The organism is Kribbella sp. NBC_01245 (genome assembly GCF_036226525.1).
Taxonomy (GTDB): domain Bacteria; phylum Actinomycetota; class Actinomycetes; order Propionibacteriales; family Kribbellaceae; genus Kribbella.
Genome location: NZ_CP108487.1, coordinates 5879521 through 5900612 on the forward strand (window position 1 = coordinate 5879521; position 21092 = coordinate 5900612).

General features: G+C 67.4%; 18 protein-coding genes and 1 pseudogene. 12 read left to right on the forward strand and 7 right to left on the reverse strand.

Going from position 1 to position 21092, the window contains the following annotated elements; all coding sequences use genetic code 11:
- Positions 1–161: 161 nt before the first annotated feature.
- Complete coding sequence (gene dnaB, locus OG394_RS26760) at positions 162–2972, forward strand: replicative DNA helicase (RefSeq protein ID WP_442914234.1); 2811 nt, start codon at positions 162–164, stop codon at positions 2970–2972.
- Positions 2973–2980: 8 nt separating this feature from the next.
- Here dnaB and OG394_RS26765 read toward each other — a convergent pair whose 3' ends face one another.
- Together OG394_RS26765 and OG394_RS26770 are read right to left on the reverse strand one after the other, a co-directional pair.
- Positions 2981–4192 (reverse strand): CSLREA domain-containing protein, encoded by a 1212-nt coding sequence (locus OG394_RS26765; RefSeq protein WP_328989844.1) that lies wholly within the window; start codon positions 4190–4192, stop codon positions 2981–2983.
- A 126-nt stretch (positions 4193–4318) separates the two neighbouring features.
- Complete coding sequence (locus OG394_RS26770; RefSeq protein ID WP_328989845.1) at positions 4319–5248, reverse strand: AraC family transcriptional regulator; 930 nt, start codon at positions 5246–5248, stop codon at positions 4319–4321.
- A 124-nt stretch (positions 5249–5372) separates the two neighbouring features.
- On the opposite strand from OG394_RS26770, the gene OG394_RS26775 reads away from it, so the two are divergent.
- Entirely contained in the window at positions 5373–6290 is a 918-nt protein-coding gene (locus OG394_RS26775; protein WP_328989846.1) for an NAD-dependent epimerase/dehydratase family protein, read from the forward strand.
- Here the strand turns inward: OG394_RS26775 and OG394_RS26780 are convergent.
- Positions 6282–6917, reverse strand: a complete 636-nt coding sequence (locus tag OG394_RS26780; protein ID WP_328989847.1) for a MerR family transcriptional regulator — start codon at positions 6915–6917, stop codon at positions 6282–6284. The genes OG394_RS26775 and OG394_RS26780 overlap by 9 nt on opposite strands.
- Positions 6918–6994: 77 nt before the next feature.
- On the opposite strand from OG394_RS26780, the gene OG394_RS26785 reads away from it, so the two are divergent.
- From OG394_RS26785 to OG394_RS26810, 6 genes are all read left to right on the forward strand, one after another.
- Complete coding sequence (locus OG394_RS26785; protein WP_328989848.1) at positions 6995–7501, forward strand: DoxX family protein; 507 nt, start codon at positions 6995–6997, stop codon at positions 7499–7501.
- 4 nt (positions 7502–7505) lie between these two features.
- Positions 7506–7913 carry a hypothetical protein gene (locus OG394_RS26790; protein WP_328989849.1) on the forward strand — a complete coding sequence of 136 codons (408 nt, stop codon included), beginning with the start codon at positions 7506–7508 and terminating at the stop codon, positions 7911–7913.
- Between the two features lie 29 nt (positions 7914–7942).
- The gene (locus tag OG394_RS26795; protein WP_328989850.1) at positions 7943–8830 is read left to right on the forward strand and encodes a LysR family transcriptional regulator; all 888 of its coding nucleotides are present in this window, start codon (positions 7943–7945) and stop codon (positions 8828–8830) included.
- Positions 8831–8965: 135 nt separating this feature from the next.
- Positions 8966–9706, forward strand: coding sequence for an SDR family oxidoreductase (locus OG394_RS26800; RefSeq protein ID WP_328989851.1), 741 nt, complete (start codon positions 8966–8968; stop codon positions 9704–9706).
- A gap of 132 nt (positions 9707–9838) precedes the next feature.
- Complete coding sequence (locus OG394_RS26805; RefSeq protein ID WP_328989852.1) at positions 9839–10729, forward strand: SDR family oxidoreductase; 891 nt, start codon at positions 9839–9841, stop codon at positions 10727–10729.
- Between the two features lie 2 nt (positions 10730–10731).
- A complete protein-coding gene (locus OG394_RS26810; protein WP_328989853.1) occupies positions 10732–11670 on the forward strand; it encodes an amidohydrolase family protein in 939 nt (312 codons plus the stop codon).
- Here OG394_RS26810 and OG394_RS26815 read toward each other — a convergent pair.
- From OG394_RS26815 to OG394_RS26825, 3 genes and pseudogenes are all read right to left on the reverse strand, one after another.
- Positions 11663–12832, reverse strand: coding sequence for a 4-hydroxybenzoate 3-monooxygenase (locus OG394_RS26815; RefSeq protein ID WP_328989854.1), 1170 nt, complete (start codon positions 12830–12832; stop codon positions 11663–11665). The two genes, OG394_RS26810 and OG394_RS26815, sit on opposite strands and share 8 nt — an antisense overlap.
- Before the next feature lie 237 nt (positions 12833–13069).
- Positions 13070–13456, reverse strand: coding sequence for a putative Ig domain-containing protein (locus OG394_RS26820; RefSeq protein ID WP_328996874.1), 387 nt, complete (start codon positions 13454–13456; stop codon positions 13070–13072).
- 240 nt (positions 13457–13696) lie between these two features.
- Positions 13697–16489: pseudogene (locus OG394_RS26825) on the reverse strand (M28 family peptidase); the annotation flags it as partial.
- Between the two features lie 275 nt (positions 16490–16764).
- On the opposite strand from OG394_RS26825, the gene OG394_RS26830 reads away from it, so the two are divergent.
- Positions 16765–18093 (forward strand): hypothetical protein, encoded by a 1329-nt coding sequence (locus OG394_RS26830; protein ID WP_328989855.1) that lies wholly within the window; start codon positions 16765–16767, stop codon positions 18091–18093.
- Positions 18094–18096: 3 nt separating this feature from the next.
- Here the strand turns inward: OG394_RS26830 and OG394_RS26835 are convergent, their stop codons facing one another.
- Complete coding sequence (locus OG394_RS26835; protein ID WP_328989856.1) at positions 18097–19047, reverse strand: AraC family transcriptional regulator; 951 nt, start codon at positions 19045–19047, stop codon at positions 18097–18099.
- Between the two features lie 80 nt (positions 19048–19127).
- Between OG394_RS26835 and OG394_RS26840 the strand changes: the two genes are divergently transcribed.
- The 3 genes from OG394_RS26840 to OG394_RS26850 all read left to right on the forward strand — a co-directional run bounded on the left by OG394_RS26840 (position 19128) and on the right by OG394_RS26850 (position 21084).
- Complete coding sequence (locus OG394_RS26840) at positions 19128–19973, forward strand: NmrA family NAD(P)-binding protein (RefSeq protein ID WP_328989857.1); 846 nt, start codon at positions 19128–19130, stop codon at positions 19971–19973.
- Positions 19970–20449, forward strand: a complete 480-nt coding sequence (locus OG394_RS26845; protein WP_328989858.1) for an anthrone oxygenase family protein — start codon at positions 19970–19972, stop codon at positions 20447–20449. The genes OG394_RS26840 and OG394_RS26845 overlap by 4 nt, the downstream gene beginning before the upstream one ends.
- 62 nt (positions 20450–20511) lie before the next feature.
- On the forward strand, positions 20512–21084 hold the full coding sequence (locus OG394_RS26850; protein WP_328989859.1) for a GNAT family N-acetyltransferase: 573 nt from the start codon (positions 20512–20514) through the stop codon (positions 21082–21084).
- The last annotated feature ends 8 nt before the right edge of the window (positions 21085–21092 follow it).

Here is a 21092-nt window from a genome sequence, read left to right on the forward strand (position 1 = left end):
GCCGATGCGGCGTACCGTCGCGGGACTGACAACTCTCCGCCCGCGGTCTCGGGGTGATTTCGCCCGCGGAGGCGCTGCCAGCGAAATTGTCGGTCCAGCCGTTTACGGTGATTTCGGGTCGAGGATGCGGGTGTCGGTGGTGTCCTAGGAGGGCGGCTGTAGTGAGTGTTGCGGAGTTCCGAGGGTCACCGGGTGGCGAGGAGCGACGCCCGGAGATGGGCTTCGACCGCACGCCGCCGCAGGACATCGCCGCGGAGCAGTGTGTGCTCGGCGCGATGCTGCTCAGCAAGGACGCGATCGCCGACGTCAGCGAGACCATTCGCGACGTCGACTTCTACCGCCCGGCGCACGAGACCATCTACGACGTCATCACCGACCTGTACGCCCGGGGTGAGCCCGCCGACGCGATCACCGTCTCGGCCGAGCTGACCAAACGTGGCGAGATGGCCAAGATCGGTGGCGCGCCGTATCTGCACACCCTGATCGCCTCGGTCCCGCTCGCCGCCAACGCCGGCTACTACGCGCACATCGTCCGCGAGAAGGCGATCCTGCGCCGCCTGGTCGAGGCCGGCACCAAGATCGTCCAGATCGGCTACGCCGGCGAGGGCCAGGTCGACGAGGTGGTGGACCAGGCCCAAGCCGAGATCTACCAGGTCACCGAGCGCCGTACCAACGAGGACTACGCGCCCCTCAAGGACATCATGGAGTCCGCCCTCGACGAGATCGAGGCCATCAGCGCCCGCGACGGCTCCATGCACGGCGTCCCCACCGGCTTCACCGACCTCGACGAACTCACCAACGGCCTCCAACCCGGCCAAATGATCATCGTCGCCGCCCGCCCCGCCATGGGAAAGGCGCTGGCCCTCGACACCCCGCTGGCCACCCCGACCGGCTGGACCACGATGGGCGACGTCGCGGTCGGCGACTCGCTGATCGGCGCCGACGGCCTCCCAACGCGAGTGGTCGCAGCCACCGACGTGATGACCGACCGCCCTTGCTACCAACTCACCTTCTCCGACGGCACCACCCTCACCGCCGACGCCAACCACCAGTGGATCGTTGACGAGTCAGGGGCAGGGGCCGTCCGGACAACGAACCAGCTATTCCAGGCGATGGCGGCCGATCCCGGGCTGACTCCGTCGATTCCCCTCTCAGCGCCACGAGAGGTTGTGGGGCACGGTCTGTCGACTGGTCTCCCTGGCGAACCTGATCGCCGGATTGAGTGGATCGAGCCCGTCGTGAGCGTGCCGGTTCGCTGTGTTGAGGTGGACAACGCCGACCATCTCTACCTGGCCGGTAAGTCGATGATCCCGACGCACAACTCCACACTCGGCCTCGACTTTGCTCGCTCCTGCTCGATCAAGAACGGGTTGACCTCGTGCATCTTCTCGCTCGAGATGAGCCGTACTGAGATCACCATGCGTCTGCTGTCGGCCGAGGCGAAGGTGCCGCTGCACCACATGCGCAACGGCAAGATGACCGATGAGGACTGGGCCAAGCTGGCCCGCAAGATGGGCGAGGTGTCCGAGGCGCCGCTGTTCATCGACGACTCGCCGAACCTCACCATGATGGAGATCCGCGCCAAGGCCAGGCGGCTCAAACAGCGCCACGACCTGCGCATGATCATCATCGACTATATGCAGCTGATGACCTCGGGCAAGAAGGTCGAATCCCGCCAGCTCGAAGTCTCCGAGTTCTCGCGATCCATCAAGCTGCTGGCCAAAGAGCTCGAAGTCCCCGTCATCGCCATCTCCCAGCTGAACCGTGGCGCCGAGCAACGCAGCGACAAACGCCCCATGCTCTCCGACCTCCGCGAATCCGGCTGCCTCACCGCGGACACCAGGCTGATGCGTGCCGACACCGGCGCGGAGATCTCCCTCGGCGAGCTGCTCGCAGCCGACGCCCGGGATATCCCCGTCTGGTCGCTGGACGATCGCCTCAAGCTCGTTCCGCGCACGATGACCCACGTCTTCCCGAGCGGCACCAAGGAGGTCTTCCGCCTCAAGCTCGCCTCCGGCCGCGAGATCAAGGCCACGGCCAACCACCCCTTCCTGACGTACGACGGCTGGAAGCCCCTCGGCGACCTAACCCCCGGCACCCGCCTAGGCTCCCTCCGCCACATCCCCCCACCCCTCGACGTAACCCCCTGGAACGACGACGAGATCACCACCCTGATCACGTCTATCGATCTCGACTCGCCAACTGCGGCGCTTCCCGAGTCGACGCCGGCGATTCCGAAGTCGCAGCTCGGCAGGATCCTTCGCGGCTTGTGGACCAGACGTGGCGTCATGCAGTACGACGAGGTGGTCGGCGCGGACTTGAGCCTCGAGGTGGCCAGCCGCCGGCTCGCGGAAGACCTGGCCAGGCTGCTGCTGAGGTTCAACATTTTCACGCGAATCTCGTCCGTGCCGACGCGAATCGGCGAGCTCCGTTTCGAGCTCTCCGTGATGGGGTCCGGTAACCAGCTGCGCTTCTGCCATGAGGTCCTCGGCGCGGATCTCGCCGCGGGTATCGCCGACCGCCTGCAGACCGAGCGGACCGCCGAGCTGAACACCGTGCCGGAGGCGATCTGGTCGCGCGTCCAGAGCACGCTGACCGACGCCAGCGGTGGCCGCCTGCGTCAGATGACCGCAGTCCTCGACGAAGCCGACGTCGAGGTCATGGCGACCAATGACATCTTCTGGGATGCGGTTGTTGGGGTGGAGAGCCTTGGGGAGCAGGAGGTGTACGACGCCACGGTGATGGGGACGCACAACTTCGTTGCCGAGGGCATCGCTACGCACAACTCCCTGGAGCAGGATGCCGACATGGTGATCCTGTTGCATCGGGAGGACGCGTACGAGCGGGAGTCGACGCGGCCCGGAGAAGCGGACTTCATCGTGGCGAAGCACCGTAACGGTCCGACCGCCGACGTCGTCGTCGCCTTCCAGGGCCACTACTCCCGCTTCGTCGACATGGCCCAGAACGGCTGACCCCGAGTTCAACCGCGGCAACCCGCCACGCTGCCTGGGGGGTGGCAGTTGTCTGGGGTGTTGCCCGCTACGGCGCTCATGTTCAGGGTCACGCTGCCGGACGGGTTGAAGATGCCGCCGCCCTCGACCTCGGCGCGATTGCCGACGACTTGGCTGCGGGTCAGCGTGATTGTGCTTGGCGTGCTGAGGTCGGAGGTGAACTCGTTCGTGAGGCCGCCACCGCGGCTCGCGCTGTTGCGGCTTAGCAAACTGTCGGTCACGGTCGCCGTGGCGCCGAACTCGTTGGCGATGCCGCCGCCGTCATGAGCGGCCCTGTTGCCGGTAACGGCGGTCTTGGAAACGGTCAGCGTGGCGTAGTTCGTGATGCCGCCGCCATCGTTGCCGACATTGGTGCCGGTCACAGCATTGTTGCTGACGACGCTGTCGCTCACGGTTGTGTGGTTGGCGCCGACGGCGATGCCACCGCCGTGGTCGACAGCGGTGTTGCCCGTGACCAAGGTCCTGCTGACAACGGTCGGCCCCAGGGTGGCGATGCCGCCGCCACCGCCAGTGCCATTGGAGGCATTGCCGGAGATGACGCTCCCGGTCACTGTGAGGGTGCCGCCGCTGTTGGCGATGCCGCCGCCGACGACACCGGCGCGGTTGCCGGCGATGGTGGTGTTGGTCAGGGTGGCTGTGGCGCTGGCTCCGCCATTGCGGATGCCCCCGCCGGCGATATTGGCATGGTTGCCGGTGACAACACTGTTGCTGATACTCAGCGAGCCCAGATTCAGGACTCCGCCGCCGAAGTCGGCGCTGCCGTTCCGGATGGTCAGGCCGGAGACCGTGACGGCCGCCCCGGCGTCGATCGCCATGACGCGGGTTGTTCCGCCACCGTCGATGACCGTCTTCGCCGGGCCGTCGCCGCGGATGGTGAGGTTCTGCTGCGGAGCCCCGCTGACGTGCAGCTCGTTCCCAGTCGTCAAAGCGAAAACGCCAGTGACGGCGAACGTGATCGTATTGCTGCCGCCCGCAGCGTTCGCGGCGCCGATTGCCTGACGCAAACTGCACGGAGAGCCACAGGTCGTACCCGGCAAGTCAGCGGTGGTGGTGACCGTCAACGTGGAGGCGTACGCGGCCGCGCCATTCAGGTACATACCGGCAGGGAGGCCGATGGCCAGAGCGATTGCCACCGCCCATGCACGACGGACGCGCGTCCGCTGCAGCTGTTGGTTCAACATCACGTCTCCTTTCGCACGGCGCAATCCGCGCAGCCATTGGCTCTGCGTCGGTACGTAGCGGCCCGCGCGAACGACCACCCACAACTGTCACTATGCACCCGCCGCCCCTGCTCCGGGAGAGGTTGATCAGGCGGACTGGCGGCGGTAGTGGCTGGGGGGTTGGGCGTATTCGCGTTTGAAGGCCTTGGTGAGGGCGAACTCGGTGGTGTAGCCCGTGCGCGCGGCGATCGTGCGCAGGGGGAGATCCGAGTCGCGGAGCAGTTGGGCGGCGAGCGTCATGCGCCACCAGGTGAGGTAGGCCAACGGCGGCCGGCCGACGATCGTGGCGAACCGCTTCGCGAAGGCCGCGCGGGATAGGCCGGCAACTCCGGCGAGGTCCACTACCGTCCACTGCCGTTCGGGTTGGCGATGGATGGCCTGCAGTGCGGGCCTCAACGCGGGATCGGCGAGTGCGGTCGCCCAGCCCGTCGTCGTACGGGTCGTCTGCTCGTCGAACCAGGTGCGAAGCGTGAAGAGCAGCAGCATGTCGACCAGCGAGGACAGGATCGCCGTGGTGCCCGCGCGTGGCTCGGACAGCTCGGCGCCGAGGAGGTCGACCGCGCCGCCCAGCGATGTACGACGGCCGACGTGGGCGGGCAGGTGGATCACCCCGGGCAGTTCGTCGAGCAAGGGGTGACTGCGATCGCGGTCGAAGTAGTACGCCGCGCAAAGCATCGTGCTGGTGGCACCCGGGCCGTCGATCCGTACCTGCCCAGGCGCCGAGGCCGGCCCGACTGGCGCGTCATCGAGTGTGGGCCGCCAGTCGACCAGCGGGCTGTCGGGATGGTCGGCCAAGGCATAGCCGTTGTTCTGCGGAATGAAGACCACATCGCCAGGCCCGAGCGCGAGTGGAGTGCCCTCGGCCGGGATCAGCCAAACGGCACCTTGCAACACCACATGACAGCCCGCTGCTGAACTGGCCGGGAAGCGCACACCCCAGGGAGCCTGGGTCTGCGTGCGTGCCGCATGCGGTCGCCCGGTTCGCAACGCCGCGAGCACATCGCTGAGCACATCCATGCCGACACCCTAACGTCGTACTCCGAAGACGATTGGATATGGATCACGGACTCGTAGCCATGGGGCGTCTTCCAGTCAGCTCATACGGTCGACTCCAAGAGTTCCGAAAACTTGGAGGAAACAGATGTCGTACGTCGTGGTGGGTGCCGGCCCTACCGGCAGTGAGGTCGCGCGCCTACTCGCCGATGAGGGCGAACGGGTGCGGGTGGTGTCACGTCGCGGGGCGGGTCCGGATCATCCGCTGATCGAGCGGGTCACGGCCGACGCCACCGACGCCGAGCGGCTGGCCGGGCTGGCCGAAGGCGCGACGGCGTTGGTCAACTGCGCGATGCCGGCGTACGACTGCTGGCCGACCGACTGGCCGCCGTTGGCCGCGGCGATGCTGGCGGCGGCGGAGCGCGCGGGCGCGGACTACGTGATGCTCGGCAATACCTATGGCTATGGGCCGGTCGACGGTCCGATGACCGAGGACCTGCCGATGGCCGCGACGACGGTCAAGGGCCACGTTCGTGCGCAGATGTGGAACGACGCGCTGGCCGCTCACCGCGCCGGCCGGGTCCGGGTGATCGAGGTGCGCGCGAGCGAGTACCTCGGCGCGGGAGTCGTCTCGCCGTACATGCTGATGGCCTTGCCGCAGGTGCTGGCCGGGCAGCCTTTGGTTTACCCGGCCGACCTCGATGCGCCGCGAAGCTGGAGCTACACCGGCGACGTCGCGCGGACATTGGTCGCGGCCGGCCGGTTTGACGGCGAATGGGGTCGTGCCTGGCATGTGCCGTCGACGTCGACGCTGTCCACGCGCGAGCTGACCGCGCGGCTCGTCGCTCTTGCCGGGCTGCCGATGCCGGAGCTGATCGAGATGCCGATTGACGAGTTGGTCCGGCTCGGTGAGACCGACTCGATCGTGGCGGAGTTTCCCGAGATGCAATACCTAGTGCGGCAGCCTCACATTCTGGACTCCAGACGAACCGAGGAGCTGCTCGACCTCAAGCCCACGGACCTTGATCAAGTCCTGACCGAGATCGCCGGAGATCAGTCAGCTTGAGGGTTTGAGCCGCTGGGCGGAGATGGATTCCTGAGCCAGTAAGCGTAAGGACGAGATGAGGGTTTCGCCGAGGATGGTGCCGATGACGACACTCTCGGCGACCTGGTCGGTGGTTTCGCGGGATTGGACGGCCGCGATCTCCAGTTCGGTGAAGCGTTCGACGGCTTCGGCGTAGGAGTCGAGGAAGGCGACCAGGTGGTCCTGACCGAGCGCGCGGAATGCGGCCACTGTGTCCACCAGGGTCGCGAGTGCGGGGGCGTTGGCGGTTACGGACCAGCCGCGCCGGGTTAGGAGCTCCTCGACTTCGGCGGCCGCTGCGGCGCGGGTGTCGACGGTTGACCTGAGCTCGCGGCGTGGGGTGATCGCGCGATGGGCCGCGCCGATCTGATCGTGCAGCGGCATCGTGGGGGAGTCGACGGCCTCGAGCACCGCCCGTACTCCTGCGACCGGGACCTGCGCCAACTCCACCAGAGCACGGATCAACCGCAGGCGGCGCAGATGGCGTTCGTCGTACGACGCCTGGTTCGGGGCGGATCGTTCGCCCGGGGGCAGCAGGCCTTCGCGTAGGTAGTACTTGATGGTCGGGACCGCCACCCCGGACTGCCGGCTCAACTCCGCGATTTTCATCCTTGCGTTCCTCTCGCTCGTGATGGATAGTAGCAGTATCCATTAACGGATACCCACACTATCTATTAGGAGGAACCATGACCGTGCCGGTGCTACTGATCGCGACGCTGCTGTTCCGTGTGCTCGGCGCGCTCGGGGTACGGCGCTTCGCCACCTGGACGGTTAGCGCGACCCACGGGCTCGCGGTGATGCTGGTGATGACCGCGAGCGCGCACTTCGTGCCGGCCTCTGTCACGGTGATGCCGACTCACGCGGACCTGGTCGCGATGGTCCCGCCGTTCGTGCCGTTCGCGTCAGCCGTCATTTACCTGACAGGTGTCCTCGAGCTCGCGGGCGCGCTCGGCCTTGTGCTCGGCAAGACCCGCCGGCTTGCGGCGTACTGCTTAATCGCGCTGTTCGTGCTGCTGCTGCCTGCGAACATCTACGCGGCCGTAGCGGACGTGCCGTTCGCCGGGGACGCCCCTTCGCCGCTGTGGACCCGTATCCCTGAGCAGATTCTCTTCATCGCAGTGGCGGCCCTGGCAGCCAGGAGCCGTTCCAAGTCCGTCGAGCCGGTATCGCGGCAGACCCTCGCAAAGGTTTGAGCTCATGCAACTCACTGATGCCTCCCGGATGATCGCCGGCGCCATCCTCATCACCATCGTGACCATCCAGATCGGCGGCTGGTTCATGACCAAGATCGCCCGCGGTGACGTGCCGATGACCGACTTCCAGAAGTCCTTCGCCCGGGCCGGGCATGGGCACGCGGGGGTGCTGGTCATCCTGTCGCTGGTCGGTCTGCTGTACGTCGACCAGACCGGGCTGACCGGACTCGGGCTCTGGGTCGGACGCCTCGGTATTCCCGTAGCGGCGATCCTGATGTCCGGCGGGTTCTTCGCCGCCTCGGCCGGTAAGGGTCGTACCACGCCGAGCAAGTTGATCGCGATGCTCTGGGTTGGCGCGGCCAGTCTCGCCGTCGGCGTTCTGACACTGGGCATCGGCCTGCTAACCGCCTGAGCGCACGGCTGGAGTGGCAAACTTCAGCCGTGGAGCTCAGGCAGTTGGACTATTTCGTGGCGGTCGCGCACGAGAAGAGCTTCACCCTGGCCGCGAAGCGCCTGCACGTGGTGCAAAGCGCTGTCTCGGCCGCGATCGCCGCCCTCGAACGCGATCTGAAGGTCACCCTGTTCGAACGCAACGCCCAGCGCGTCGTACTCACCGAGGCCGGTACGGCGCTGCTGCCCGAGGCGCTCGCCGTGCTGGACGCGGTCCAGGGCGCGCGGGATGTCGTCGACGAACTGAGCGGCGGTCTTCGCGGTACCGTCCGGGTCGGCGTGCTCGGCGGGCTGCCGCTGGTCGATATCCCGGCGATCGCGGGCGAGTTCCGCCGTCGCTATCCCGGGATCGAACTCCAGCTCCGGGTCGAGGCGAACGGGTCGGCGGGCAACGAGCGCGCCCTGCTGAACGGCGATATCGACGTCGGGTTCCTCGCCTTCGCGGGCAAGGCGCCGCCGGAACTCACCAGCTGGGAGTTGGTCCGCCTGCCGCAGGTGCTGGCCGTACCGGTGGGGCATCGGCTGGCTCGTCGGCGCGTGGTCGACCTGGCTGATCTGGCCGACGAGAGTTTCGTGGATTTCCCGATCGGCTTCACCAATAGGACCGTGCACGACCAGGTCTTCGAGCAGGCGGGCATCCGCCGCCGGATCGCGGTCGAGGCCAGTGGTCTGACCGACGCGGCCGAGTTCGTCCGGCATGAGGTCGGTGTCGCGATCCTGCCGCCGTTCGCGATCGACCACGAAGGCCTTCGCCGGGTGACGATCCGGGACCACACCTTCGAATGGTCGTTGCACATGGCAACTTTGCGCAAACGCAAACCCACCGCCGCCATCCGCGCCCTCCTCTCCCTAATCCCCACCCACGTCCAAACCCCCTGAGAAGTGCGCCGAGATGCATCAAGGGAAGTGATTTGGGTATCGAGTTGAGTCGTTTGCTTTGATGCAACTGCGGTTCCAGGATTGAGGTGTCAGCAGGAAGTACGAGGCACTGAAACCAGAACTGAGGGATGGCAGATGAGCGAGCAGAACAGCGGTCGGGTGGCGATCGTGACCGGTGGGTCGCGGGGAATCGGGCGGCAGGCGGCGGCGCGGCTTGGGCGCGAGGGATTCGCCGTTGTCGTGACGTACGGCGGTAACCAGGCCGAGGCGGATCAGGCCGTGAAAGAGGTCGAGGCGGCCGGCGGGAAGGCCATTGCGGTTCAGGCCGATGTGGCCGACGTGACCGCGGTCGCGGCGTTGTTCGATCGGGCCGAGGAGGCGTACGGCGGCGTCGACGTAGTGGTTCACGCGGCCGGCATCATGCGCCTCGCGCCGTTGGTCGACCTGGACCTCGCCGACCTGGACGCGCACCTGAATACCAATGTCCGCGGCACGTTCGTCGTCGACCAGCAGGCCGCGCGCCGGCTTCGTCCGGGTGGCGCGATCATCAACTTCTCCAGCTCGGTGACCAAGTTCGCCCGGCCGGGGTACAGCGCGTACGCCGCGACCAAGGGCGCGGTCGACGCCATCACCCTGATCCTGGCCCGCGAACTCCGCGGCCGCGACATCACCGTCAACGCCGTAGCGCCCGGGCCGACCGGAACCGCGATGTTCCTGGACGGCAAGTCGGAGGAGCTGATCGACCGGATCGCGTCGGAGTCACCGCTGGAGCGCATCGGCGCCCCGGATGACATCGCCGAGGTCGTCGCTTTCCTGGCCGGCCCCGCCCGCTGGATCAACGGCCAGGTCATCTACGCCAACGGCGGCGCGATCTGACCCCGCCCGATCGCCGCACGAGGTGGTCAGACGGTTCCGATGAACCCCGACACGCGGGGTCACAAGGGTCCGATGAGTGGGGACACGCCGGGCGCAACGGTCCGATGAACGGATTAAGAGGAAGGAAGCATTGTGGGTAAGACGATTTTGATTAGTGGGGCGTCTAGTGGGTTTGGGGCGTTGACGGCACGGGCGCTCGCTGATGCCGGGCATACCGTGTACGCCGGGATGCGCGATGTCGGCGGTCGGAACGCCGCCGCCGCGAATGACGCCAAGCAGTATGCGATCGAGTACGGCGTCGACTTGAGGTCGGTCGAGCTCGACGTCAGTTCGGACAACTCCGCGAACGAGGCGGTCCAGACCGTGCTCAGCGAGGCGGGCCGCCTCGACGTACTCGTGCACAACGCGGGCCATATGGTCACCGGCCCGGCCGAGGCGTTCACGCCGGAGCAGATCACTCAGCTGTACGACACCAACGTCGTCGGCACGCAGCGGCTCAACCGCGCAGCCCTGCCGCATTTGCGTAACCAGGGCGACGGTCTGCTCGTCTGGGTCGGGAGTTCCAGCACTCGCGGCGGCACCCCGCCGTACCTCGCGCCGTACTTCGCGGCGAAGGCGGCGATGGACGCGTTCGCGGTGAGCTATGCGCTGGAGCTGGCGCGGTTCGGGATCGAGACCAGCATCATCGTGCCGGGCGCGTTCACCCACGGCACCAACCACTTCGCGCACAGCGGTAAGCCGGCCGATGACGCGGTCGTCGCGGCGTACGAGACGAAGTACGCCGGGCTGATGGACCAGGTCGGGCGGAAGCTGGCAGAGCTGGAGCCGGAGTGGGCCGACGTGGCCGAGGTCGCGAAGGCGATCGTCGACGTCGTCGGGACTGAGAAGGGGCGGCGGCCGTTCCGGGTGCACGTCGACCCGTCCGATGACGGTGCTGCCGTGGTCAACGCTGTCGCCGATCGCGTCCGCGCGGAGTTCCTGCGCCGGGTCGAGCTGGACGACCTGCTTCACCCGGCCAACTAGCGATGAGCGCGGACTTGATCGACGTACACGCTCACTTCCTCACTCCGGAGTACGTCGCCGCCGCGCAGCGTGCCGGGCATCTCGTTCCCGACGGTATGCCCGCCTGGCCGACGTGGAGTGCCGCCGAGCATCTCGAGGTGATGGACCGCAACGGCATCAGCAAGTCGATCCTGTCGGTCTCGTCGCCCGGCGTGCATTTCGGCGATGACGTCCGGGCCCGGGTGCTCGCCCGCAGGATGAACGAGGCGGCCGCGGAGCTGACGCGGGAGTACGCCGGCCGGTTCGGGTTCTTCGCCAGCCTGCCGTTGCCCGATCTGGACGGCGCGCTGGCCGAGGTCGGTCACGCGTTCGACGCGCTGGACACGAACGGGGTGGTGCTGCCGAGCAACGTGGGCGGGCGTTATCCCGGCGATCCGCGCTGGCAACCGTTGTGGCAGGAGCTGAACGAGCGGGAGGCGGTCGTGTTCATCCACCCGACCTCGCCGCCGAACTGGCGTGACGTCGCGCTCGACCGGCCGCGGCCGATGATCGAGTTCCTCTTCGACGGGGCTCGTGCGGTCAGCGATCTGGTGCTCAGCGGGGTGCTGACGCATTACCCGCGGGTGCGATTCGTCATCACGTACGCCGGTGGGGTGCTGCCGATGCTGAGCGATCGGCTGGCGACGTTCCAGTCTCATTTCGCGGTCGGTGCGGACGATGATCTGCCGAGCGCGGCCGATCAGCTTCGCGAGTTCTGGTACGACGTGGCCGGTACCGCGATCCCGCACCACCTGCCGGGGTTGCAGGCAGTGGCCGGGCTCGACCGGGTCGTCTACGGCAGCGAGTATTGCTTCACGCCGCCCGAGTCCGTCGCGACCAAGCTCGCCCAGCTCGATGCCGCGCCGGAGGCCAAGGGGTGGCGGGACTTGACCACGGTCAACGGCACGGCCCTGCTCACTTGAACGACCAGCTCGAGGTGTACGGCAGGCCGGTGTAGTTTTCCGCGAGGGAAGTCGCCATCGCCTCGGACGAAGCGACGTACTTCAGTTGAGCTTGAGCAATTTGGTTGCTGAAGGCATCTTCCGTCGGATCGGCGTGCAGCATCGTGGTCATCCACCAGGAGAAGTGGGTTGATCGCCAGACCCGTTCGAGCGCGTCGTCGGAGTAGCGGCTGAGCAGTTCGGGATCGCCCGCGTAATACCCGCCGAGGGCTCGGGACAGCAGTCGTACGTCAGCCACGGCGAGGTTCATCCCCTTCGCGCCAGTCGGTGGCACGATGTGGGCGGCGTCCCCGGCGAGGAACAATCGGCCGTGCCGCATCGGCGTGCTGACGAAGCTGCGCATCGGCGTGATTCCCCTGGCCAGCAAGGGCCCTTCGATCAGGTCGGTGTTCAGCCTGGTCCGGAGTTCCGACCAGATCCGGTCGTCGGACCAGTCGTCCAGGTTCTCGTCGGACGGCACCTGGAGGTAGAGGCGGGTCACCGAGGGCGAGCGCATCGAGTACAACGCGAACCCGCGATCGTGGCGGGCGTAGATCAACTCGTCGGTCGTTGGCGCGGCCTGGGCGAGCACGCCGAGCCAGGAGAACGGGTACGTCCGCTCACAACTGGTGCTATGGGCAACATAACCGCGACAGGGTCCGTGGAAGCCGTCCGCGCCGATCACGAAGTCGCAGGTCAGTTCGACCGGATCGCCTTGGTGTACGAAGGAAACGACCGGTTCAACGCCGTCAAGGTTGCGCAGGGCAACGTCTTGTACGTCGAACAGCAGCGTGTCGCCTTCGGCCAGCCTGGCGGCGATGAGGTCCTTCACCACTTCCTGCTGGCCGTACACCGTGACGCTTCGGCCGGTCAGCGCCTCGAAGTCGATGCGATGCGCCTCGCCGCCGAAGCGCAGCTCGATGCCACCATGGCGAAGGCCTTCCGCATCGAGGCGCTCGCCGACTCCGGCCTCGCGCAAGGTCTCGGCCGTGCCGTGCTCGAGTACGCCCGCCCGCACCCGCTGTTCGACGTACGGGCGATCCTTGCGTTCCAGGACGACCGAGTCGATGCCTTGCAGATGGAGCATTCGGCCCAGCAACAACCCGGCCGGCCCCGCCCCGATGATCGCCACCTGTGTCCGCATCCCGCCACCCTCTGCCATCTGCCGCCGGCCCGGACCAGGGTTTCCGCTCACTGGAAGTTCTTTGTCGTTCATTCGTCGCATTCCGCCCTCTCAGCAGAGCGGCCCGGCACAGGTTCGCGGTGGCAGAGGGCGGAATGCGACGAATGAACGACAAAGAACGACGAAAAGCGGCGGGCCCGCCGGAGCGCCTGTTCCGGTGGGCCCGCCTATCGGGGGGAACTGCTTCGGTCTAGACGGTCACCACGACTGGATGTCGTAGCGGAAGGTGGTGCTGCCGGTGGCGCCGGACGTGTCCTTCGCCGTGACCGTCACCTGGTAGGCGCCGGCCCGGGTGGGCGTACCGGTGATGTTGCCGGAGCTGCTGATGGTCAGACCGGTCGGCAGCCCGGTCGCGGTGAAGGTGAGCGGCAGGCCCGCGCTCGACGAAGCGCGCATCTGCAAGGGGAAGGCCTGCCAGCCGACGAAGCCCCACTGGTTGCCGGGGTTGGTCACGGTGACGGTGCCGGTGGGCGGTGCGCCGTTGACCTTGAGGCTGTACGTCGTGGTGTGGCTGGTAGTGCCGGTGCCCTTGATGGTGATGGTGTAGTCGCCCGCGGTGGCGCCGGTGCCGACCGACACGGTCATCGTCGAGCTGTTGCCCGAGGTGACCGAGACCGGGCTGAACGACACGGTCACACCACTCGGTGCACCCGTTGCGCTGAGCTCGACCGACTGGGCGTTGCCCGCCGTGGTGGCGGTGTTCACCGTGGCCGTGACCGACGAGCCCTTGTCCGCGCTACCCGACGCCGGGTCGACGGCGACGGAGAAGTCGTTGGTCGGGTTCGGGTCGCGGCCGACGGCCGTCTTCCACACGGTGTACGCGATACCGTCCGCGCTGCGGTTGAGGTGGGTCGCGCTGATGTTGTTGGTGGTGTCACAGGACTGGTGGTAGCAGGGGTCGTACGCCGATCCGGCCGTACCGCCCCACTTGGTCGCCTGCGCGGAGGTCTTCCGCGCGCTGGCGCCGGCGGCGTACCCGCTGGTCGGGATGCCGGCGTTCTTGAAGGAGGCGTCGTCCGATCGGCCGACGCCTTCGGTGTTCTCCTCGGGCGAGAGGTTCAGCGAATCCCAGTAGGCCTTCATCGGTGCGGAAGTGGCGGAAGTGATGTTGTTGATGAAGTAGCCGCCGTTGGTCGAGCCGATCATGTCGAAGTTGTAGTACCCCTTGATCGCCGACCTGGCCGTCGAGCTCAATGAGTTGACGTAGAACTCGGAGCCGTTCAGGCCCTGCTCCTCATCCGTTCACCAGCCGAAGCGGACGTGCTTGGTCAGGGTCGGGTTCGCCGCCGCCAGGGCGAGGGCGTTCTCCAGCAGGGCCGCGGAGCCCGACGCGTTGTCGTTGATGCCCGGACCGGCGCTGACGCTGTCCAGGTGGGCGCCGAACATGACGACCTGGTCGGCCGGGCCACCGGGCCAGTCGGCGATCAGGTTGTCCGACGCGTAGGTGCAGCCGCTCGAACAACGCTGCAGGGTCAGGGTGAAGCCGGCCGCCTCGAGCTTCTGCTTGAGGTACGAGACCGACGCGGTGTACCCGGCCGATCCGGCCCGGCGGTGACCACCGTTGTTCGTCGCGATCGTGTTGAACTGCGTGAGGTGTGCCCGGATCTTCTCCACGTCGATGTCGGGAGCGTCGCCGGTGGGCGGCGTGGTGTCGTCGCCGATCGTGAGGTTGTAGCTGACCTCGTGGGTCTTGCTGCCGGTGCCCGTGACCTTGATCGCGTACGGACCACCGGCCGCCGTACCGGCCGCGACCGCCACTGTCATCGTCGACGAGTTCCCCGAGGTGACGGTGGACGGGTCGAAGGTGACGGTCACGCCGGCCGGCGCCCCGCTGGCGGTGAGCTTGACGCTCTGGGCGGTGCCAACGGTGGTGGTGCTGACCTGCGCGGTACCGGAGGCGCCTGCTTTGACGGTGCCGGAGGTCGGTGACAGGGACATCGAGAAGTCGTTGTCCCCGGACGGCGTACAGGTGGTCTCACCGGGCTGCGAGCCGAGGCTGACGGCATCCCAGGCGGCCTTGACCTTGTTGAACTGGGCGCAGGTGGCGTCCAGGTTCTTCGCCGAGCTCAAGGTGGCGATCCGCCACTTGGGGTACGACATGCCCGACGTCTTCAGCAGCATCGCGTTGTAGACGATGCGGCCGGCGTCCTTGATGCCGATACCGGTCAGCGTGCCGCCGTTGTTGCAGGTGGTGCTGGTCGGCTGGCCGTTGCTCGGGTTGGTGCCCTCGGCAAGCAAGTAGAACCAGTGGTTCATCGGACCGGCCGCGGCGTGCACGGACGACGGCAGGCTGGTCGAGTAGCAGTTCGGGTGGCCCGAGATCTTGGACGGGTTGTACATGTAGCGGATCGGCCCGTTACCCGAGAAGTTGATCTCCTCGCCGACCTCGTAGTCGGGGGCGTCGTTCGGGTTGTTCAGGTAGTGCTCGGTGATCGCGCCCCAGATGTCGGCGACGGACTCCTGCGAGGGGTGGCCGGAGATGCCGCCCGGGGTCTTGGCGTCGAGGCCGTGCCCGTACTCGTGGGCGACGACGTCGATGCCGGTGATCCACTGGTTGGCGGTGTTGTAGCCGAAGACCACGCCGTCGGAGTTGCTCGAGTGTCCCCAGTAGGCGTTTCCTTCTTGCAGACCGACCTCGGCGTCGGCCCAGTTGCCGTTGCCGTCGAGGCCGTTGCGTCCGTACCAGTTCTTGAGTAGGTCCCACTCGCCGGCGGCGGCGTACATGACGTCGACACAGCCGGAGACCTTGTCGGTCTTGCTGGTACTGCCCCACACGTCGTCCGAGTCGGTGAAGGTGGCGTTGGTGGCGTAGTCCTGGCAACGCAGGGCCGGCCGATTCGGGTCGGTCATCGAGTAACTGCTGCCCGATTGCGTCGTACCGAAGGTCAGGTTGCCGCCGTTCCAGATGCCGGTGCCCGTGCCCGACGCGGTGAGCTCGGTCGAGTGCAGCACCTTGCTCGTGAGTCCGTCGACGTAGACCAGTTCGCGGGCGATGCCGTCGCCGTGGTCGTGCGCGGTGTGCTTGGCCTTACCGGTGACGGGTACTTCCCAGGCCAGGACCGGTCGCGGCTGCCCCGTGGCCAGTACGACGAGCTTGGGCGTGGCGGTGCCCGCGACAGAGGTGAACGCCTTCTTCGCGGCAGTGGTGGCCTGGGTCGCGTTCAGCCGGGGCGACGTACCGACGTTGATCGCGGCCTTCGACGCGGAGACGGTCGTCAGAACGTTGCCGACGGCATCGGTCGCGACAACCGCATCGCCGCCGACGACCTGCAGACCTCGGTACGTCTTGTTGTACGAAACGTAGAAGAGGTCCTTCTCGCCGGTCTTGCCGCCTTCGAAGACGCCACGCCGGTCGAACTGCTCGTGCGGTCCCTTGCGGAGGGCGTCGAATCCATTGGCAGCGGCCCGGTCAGCGGCGGCCAGGGCCCGGGCGGTGGGGTCCGGCGGCGCGAGGCTCTCGGCGGTCGAGCCGGCGGCGAAAGTGCCGCTCACCACGCTTCCCGCGACCAGGGCCGCTGCCAGACCGGTGACGGCCGTGAGTTGCACGGCTCGGCGTCTGCGGTGGCCGTGTGTTCGGCGATGTACTGCTCTCAGGACTCTCACAGTGCTGCTCCTCACTGGGGCGGGAGGCCGGTTGGGTGGACGGCGGCCTCGGCCGGGCCGGATTTCGGGCGGGATTACGGGTGATCCAAGTCACTCGCCGGCGCGGCTGTCGGAAATGTAGGCCTGCCAACGACGTTCTGCCCCCGCCGTAAAACGCCAATGTCGTGAAGTGGACGCAGCACAAGGGATTCCCGCCGCGTCCGCGCGGGCCCCACGGAGCGGCGGACAACTTTTGTCCTGGCGACTGCATCAAGAGGTGCAGACCAACGGATCCTTGAGGAGCTTTCGATATGACTTGGCGAACTGGTGCTGCGGCCGTTGCCGCGCTATCCGTGATTCCGCTGGGCCTTGGCGCACAAGCAGCACAGGCCGCGGACCCCGTCGGCACCGTCAGCTTCGGAAACCCGGCGGGCACCTACGCGGTCGCCGTACAGCCAGGGCGGATCTCGTACAGCGTCGCCGAGCGCAGCCAGGAGTCCCCGAAGGAGTTCGACGTCATCACGCGAACGATGTCGGCGGCGGGTGGCAAGTTGACCTACGGCGCCGAGCAGACCATCTTCCGGGACACGAGCTATGCGGCGCTGTCCGGCTCGGCGGGTTGGCTGCAGTACGCCGGTCCGCACCTGCGCGACTCGGCCGGCGTGATCACGAAGAACGGTGGCTCGGCTCCGCCGCAGGCTTCCGGCAACCGCGTCCTGCTGCGGTGGAGGGTCTGGGACGGTAGTGGCGGCCTCAACTGGTCCTACCCGATGATCGCCGACCTGCGGACCAAGCAGTCCGCCGAGCGGCCGGAAGACCCGGCCTCGCTGTTCGGGAACTACCTGGCCTACGCGAAGGCGGACGGTTCGGTCCGGGTGAAGGACCTCGCGCGCAACGTCGAAGGTGTGCACCGTCCTGCCGGTTCGAAGATCAAGGCGGTCGCGATTCACGGCAAGTGGCTGGCCTGGGTGACGGCGTGCACGAGCGCGGACCCTTGTTCGCAGACGTTGACGATCCGCGATACCGCCGCGAAGACGCAGCGGACGATCGGGACGCGCGGCACCACCTCGCTCAAGCTGTCCGGTGGCTACCTGGCGCTCGATGTACGGCCGACCGACGCGCAGCGCGACGTACGGACGATCAAGCTCGGCACCACCATCGCACCGGTCGTGGTCGGCACGTTGCCGGCGAACGAAATCATTGCCGACCCGTGGGACGTCGCCGACGCGACGCCGGACCAGTTCGACCTGGACGACGAGACGCTGGCGTGGACCGACAAGACCTTCATCGGCAAGGCGGTGCGGCTGGCGCCGTTCATCGATCCGCCGGTCTACCTCGGCAATGTGATCGCGCCGGCTTCGATGAGTACGACGTGGTCGCTGCGGCTGCCGGTGTCGAAGGCGTTGCCGACGTGCCAGGTGACGTTCTACTACGGCTCGACGAAGGTGCGGATCATGAACTGCGCGAACGTCGACGGCATGGTCAAGGCCACGTGGGACGGTAAGTCCGGCTCGGGCGGAAAGCTTGCCAAGGGCACCTACACGTATCGCGTGACGGGCCAGGACGCCGACAAGTACAACCTGCGCAACTACAACGGCACGTTCACCGCGGTCGGCGGTTCCATCACCAAGACCGCCTGAGCATCACGCGGAGCTGGCGAGCGCCTCGCCCTTGCGGTGGGCCGACGGGCTGATCCCACGGATCCGCTTGAAGGCCACGCTGAGGGCGAAGGCGTTCGCATAGCCGACCTTCCGGGCGATCGACTCGACCGTGTCATCGGTATCGCGCAGCAGATCCGCCGCCAGCGTGATGCGCCATCCGGTCAGGTAGGCCATCGGCGCCTCCCCGACCAGCGCGCTGAAGCGGCGGGCCAGGTTCGCCCGGGAGGCGCCGCAGCGATCGGCCAGCTCGGCAACGGTCCAGCCCCGGGCCGGGTCCTCGTGGATCAGCCGTAGCGCCTGGCCGACGACGGGATCACACTGCGCCTGGTACCAGCCGGGCGCGTGCGACTCCGGCCGCGCGAACCACGCGCGCAACGTGATGATCAGAGCCAGGTCGAGCCAGCGATCGAGCACCACGCCCTGACCCGGATCGTCCCGGCTGATCTCGGCCGTGAGCAGGTCCATCACGGATCCGGGGAACTGCTCGGCCGGAACCACCAAGACCGGCGGCAGTGCGTTCAGCAACCGGCGGCTGACGTCGCCCTCCATCTGGTAGACGCCGCTGACGATCAGGTCCTGCCCGTCCGGACGACGCCCATGCGTCCGCGGTGCGAACGTCGGCCCGTCGAATTCGGGGGCCCCTGGCAACGGTTCGCAGATGTTGTTCGGCCGGATCAACAGCCGCGGCTTCGTGCCCGGATCGTCGGCGACCGTGTATTCGACCGGGCCGCGGATGACGGCGATATCCCGCTCGCGCAACCGGATCGGCTCCTCGCCATCGAACATCAGCCAGCCGTCGCCGCGGATCATCGTCGCGAGCGCCAGCGTGGCCTCGTCCGCGATCCGCAACGACCAAGGCGGATCCAGCACCGTCTGGTTGAAGAGCCCACCCCGCGCCCTGGTCCCGGCCAGCAGATCGTCGAGAACGTCCATCGCCCAAGGGTAGACGCTCAGACATGGGCGTGCGCCGTACAACCATGGATGAACGCACCGTGCGACGGTGGAATTGAGGCATGACAAACACAACGGTGGTTCTCGGTGGTACTGGCAAAACCGGTCGTCGTGTCGCCCGCCTGCTCAGCGATCGCGGCCTCGGAGTGAAGGCCGCGTCGCGTTCGAGCGAGCACCGTTTCGACTGGTACGACGAGTCGACCTGGGCTCCGATCTTCGAAGGCGCCAACCTCATGTACGTCGCTCCGCCGATGGATCCGGGTGGAGCGGCCCAGGCGGAGGCGGCGGTCAAGGCGGCGGCCGCGAGCGGCGTACGGCACACGGTGTTGCTGTCCGGGCGTGGTACCGGCAGCCCGGGGCGCGAGTTCGACGTCTACCGGGCCGGCGTCTCGCTGGAGGCCGTACTGCAGGACAGCGGGATGTCCTGGTCGATCGTCCGGCCCGCGTGGTTCATGCAGAACTTCAGCGAGGACTTCCTGCTCGACGGCGTACTCCACGGCGAACTGCGAGCGCCGGCCGGCGATGGCGCCGAGGCGTTCATCGACGCGGACGACATCGCCGAGGTGATCGTCGAGACGCTGCTCGATCCGGACAATCACGCGGGTACGGCGTACGCGCTGTCGGGGCCGCGCACGATGACGCTTGCGCAGGCGGCGGCCGAGATCTCCGCCGCGAGCGGGCGGCCGGTGGTGTACGAGCACGTGGACTCCGAGGAGTACCAGGCCGAGATCGTCGAATACGGGCTGGACGCCGAAACCGCGAAAGGGCTCGCCGATCTATTTACGGTGGTGCGGCGCGGCTTGTCCGACTATGTTTCCGACGGCGTGCAGCAGGTGCTCGGCCGGGCACCGCGTGACTTCAGCGACTACGTCCGGGCGACCGCCGCGACAGGAGTGTGGGCATCATGATCGGCAAGATCTCGCAGTTGGCCACGATCATCTCGATCGCCGGGGTGGCCTTGAACGCGGGCCTGTTCTTCGCCTTCGACACCACGGTGATGAAGGCTCTCCGCGACCAGCCGGCACCGCAGGGCATCGCCACGATGAACTCGATTAACGTGCACATCCTCAACCCGGTCTTCCTGCTGGTGTTCACGGGCTCGGCGATCTCGTGTGTCGCCGTCCTGGTGACCGCTCCTTTCGACGGCCTCGGCGGTACGGCGTGGCGGGTGGCGGGCGCGATCGTCTTCCTGATCGGTACGAGCGTGGTGACCGGAGCGGTGAACGTGCCGATGAACAACGCGCTGGCCGCGGTCGACGCCGCCAGCGCCGAGGGTGCGGCGTACTGGCAGACCTACCTGAGCCGCTGGGTCCCCTGGAACCACGTCCGCACTGTCAGCTCGCTGGCCGCAGTCATCCTGATGGCCCTCGGCTTCCGCCGCTGACCAACCTGCCGTCGCAGCCTTCGTAGGAGGTGGCGACGGCACTGGTCTGTCAGGATTCAGTCGTGCCTCTCCTCGTAGATCCGGCCATTCCCAGCGGCAGTTTCCAGGCGCAACCGCGGCTCGAGGTCGAGGGCGGGTTGGCCCTGCGACCGTGGCAGCCCGGTGACGCCGCGGCGGTCCGTACGGCGTTCGGCTGTCCGGAGATCCAGCGCTGGCACATTCGCCGGATCGACTCCGATGACGAGGCAGTCGCCTGGATCGCCGACTTCGCCCAGCGCTGGTCCGACGAGACGGCCGCGAGCTGGGCGATCGTCGACGTGGCCGACGTCGTGCTCGGACAGGTCGGCCTTCGCGGCATTTCGTTGTTCGAGGCCTCGGCGGACATCTCGTACTGGGTGTTGCCGTCTGCGCGTGGTGCGGGAGTCGCCGTACGGGCGTTGCACGCGCTGACCGACTGGGCCTTCGGCACGGCCGGCATGAACCGGCTCGACCTACACCACTCGACCCGCAACCTCGCCTCCTGCCGAGTCGCGGCTAAGGCGTCGTACCCCCTCGAGGCGACCCTGTCCCGCTCGATGCGCCACACAGACGGCTGGCACGACGCCCACCTCCACGCGCGAACTTCGCCGGGGTGACTTCTTTG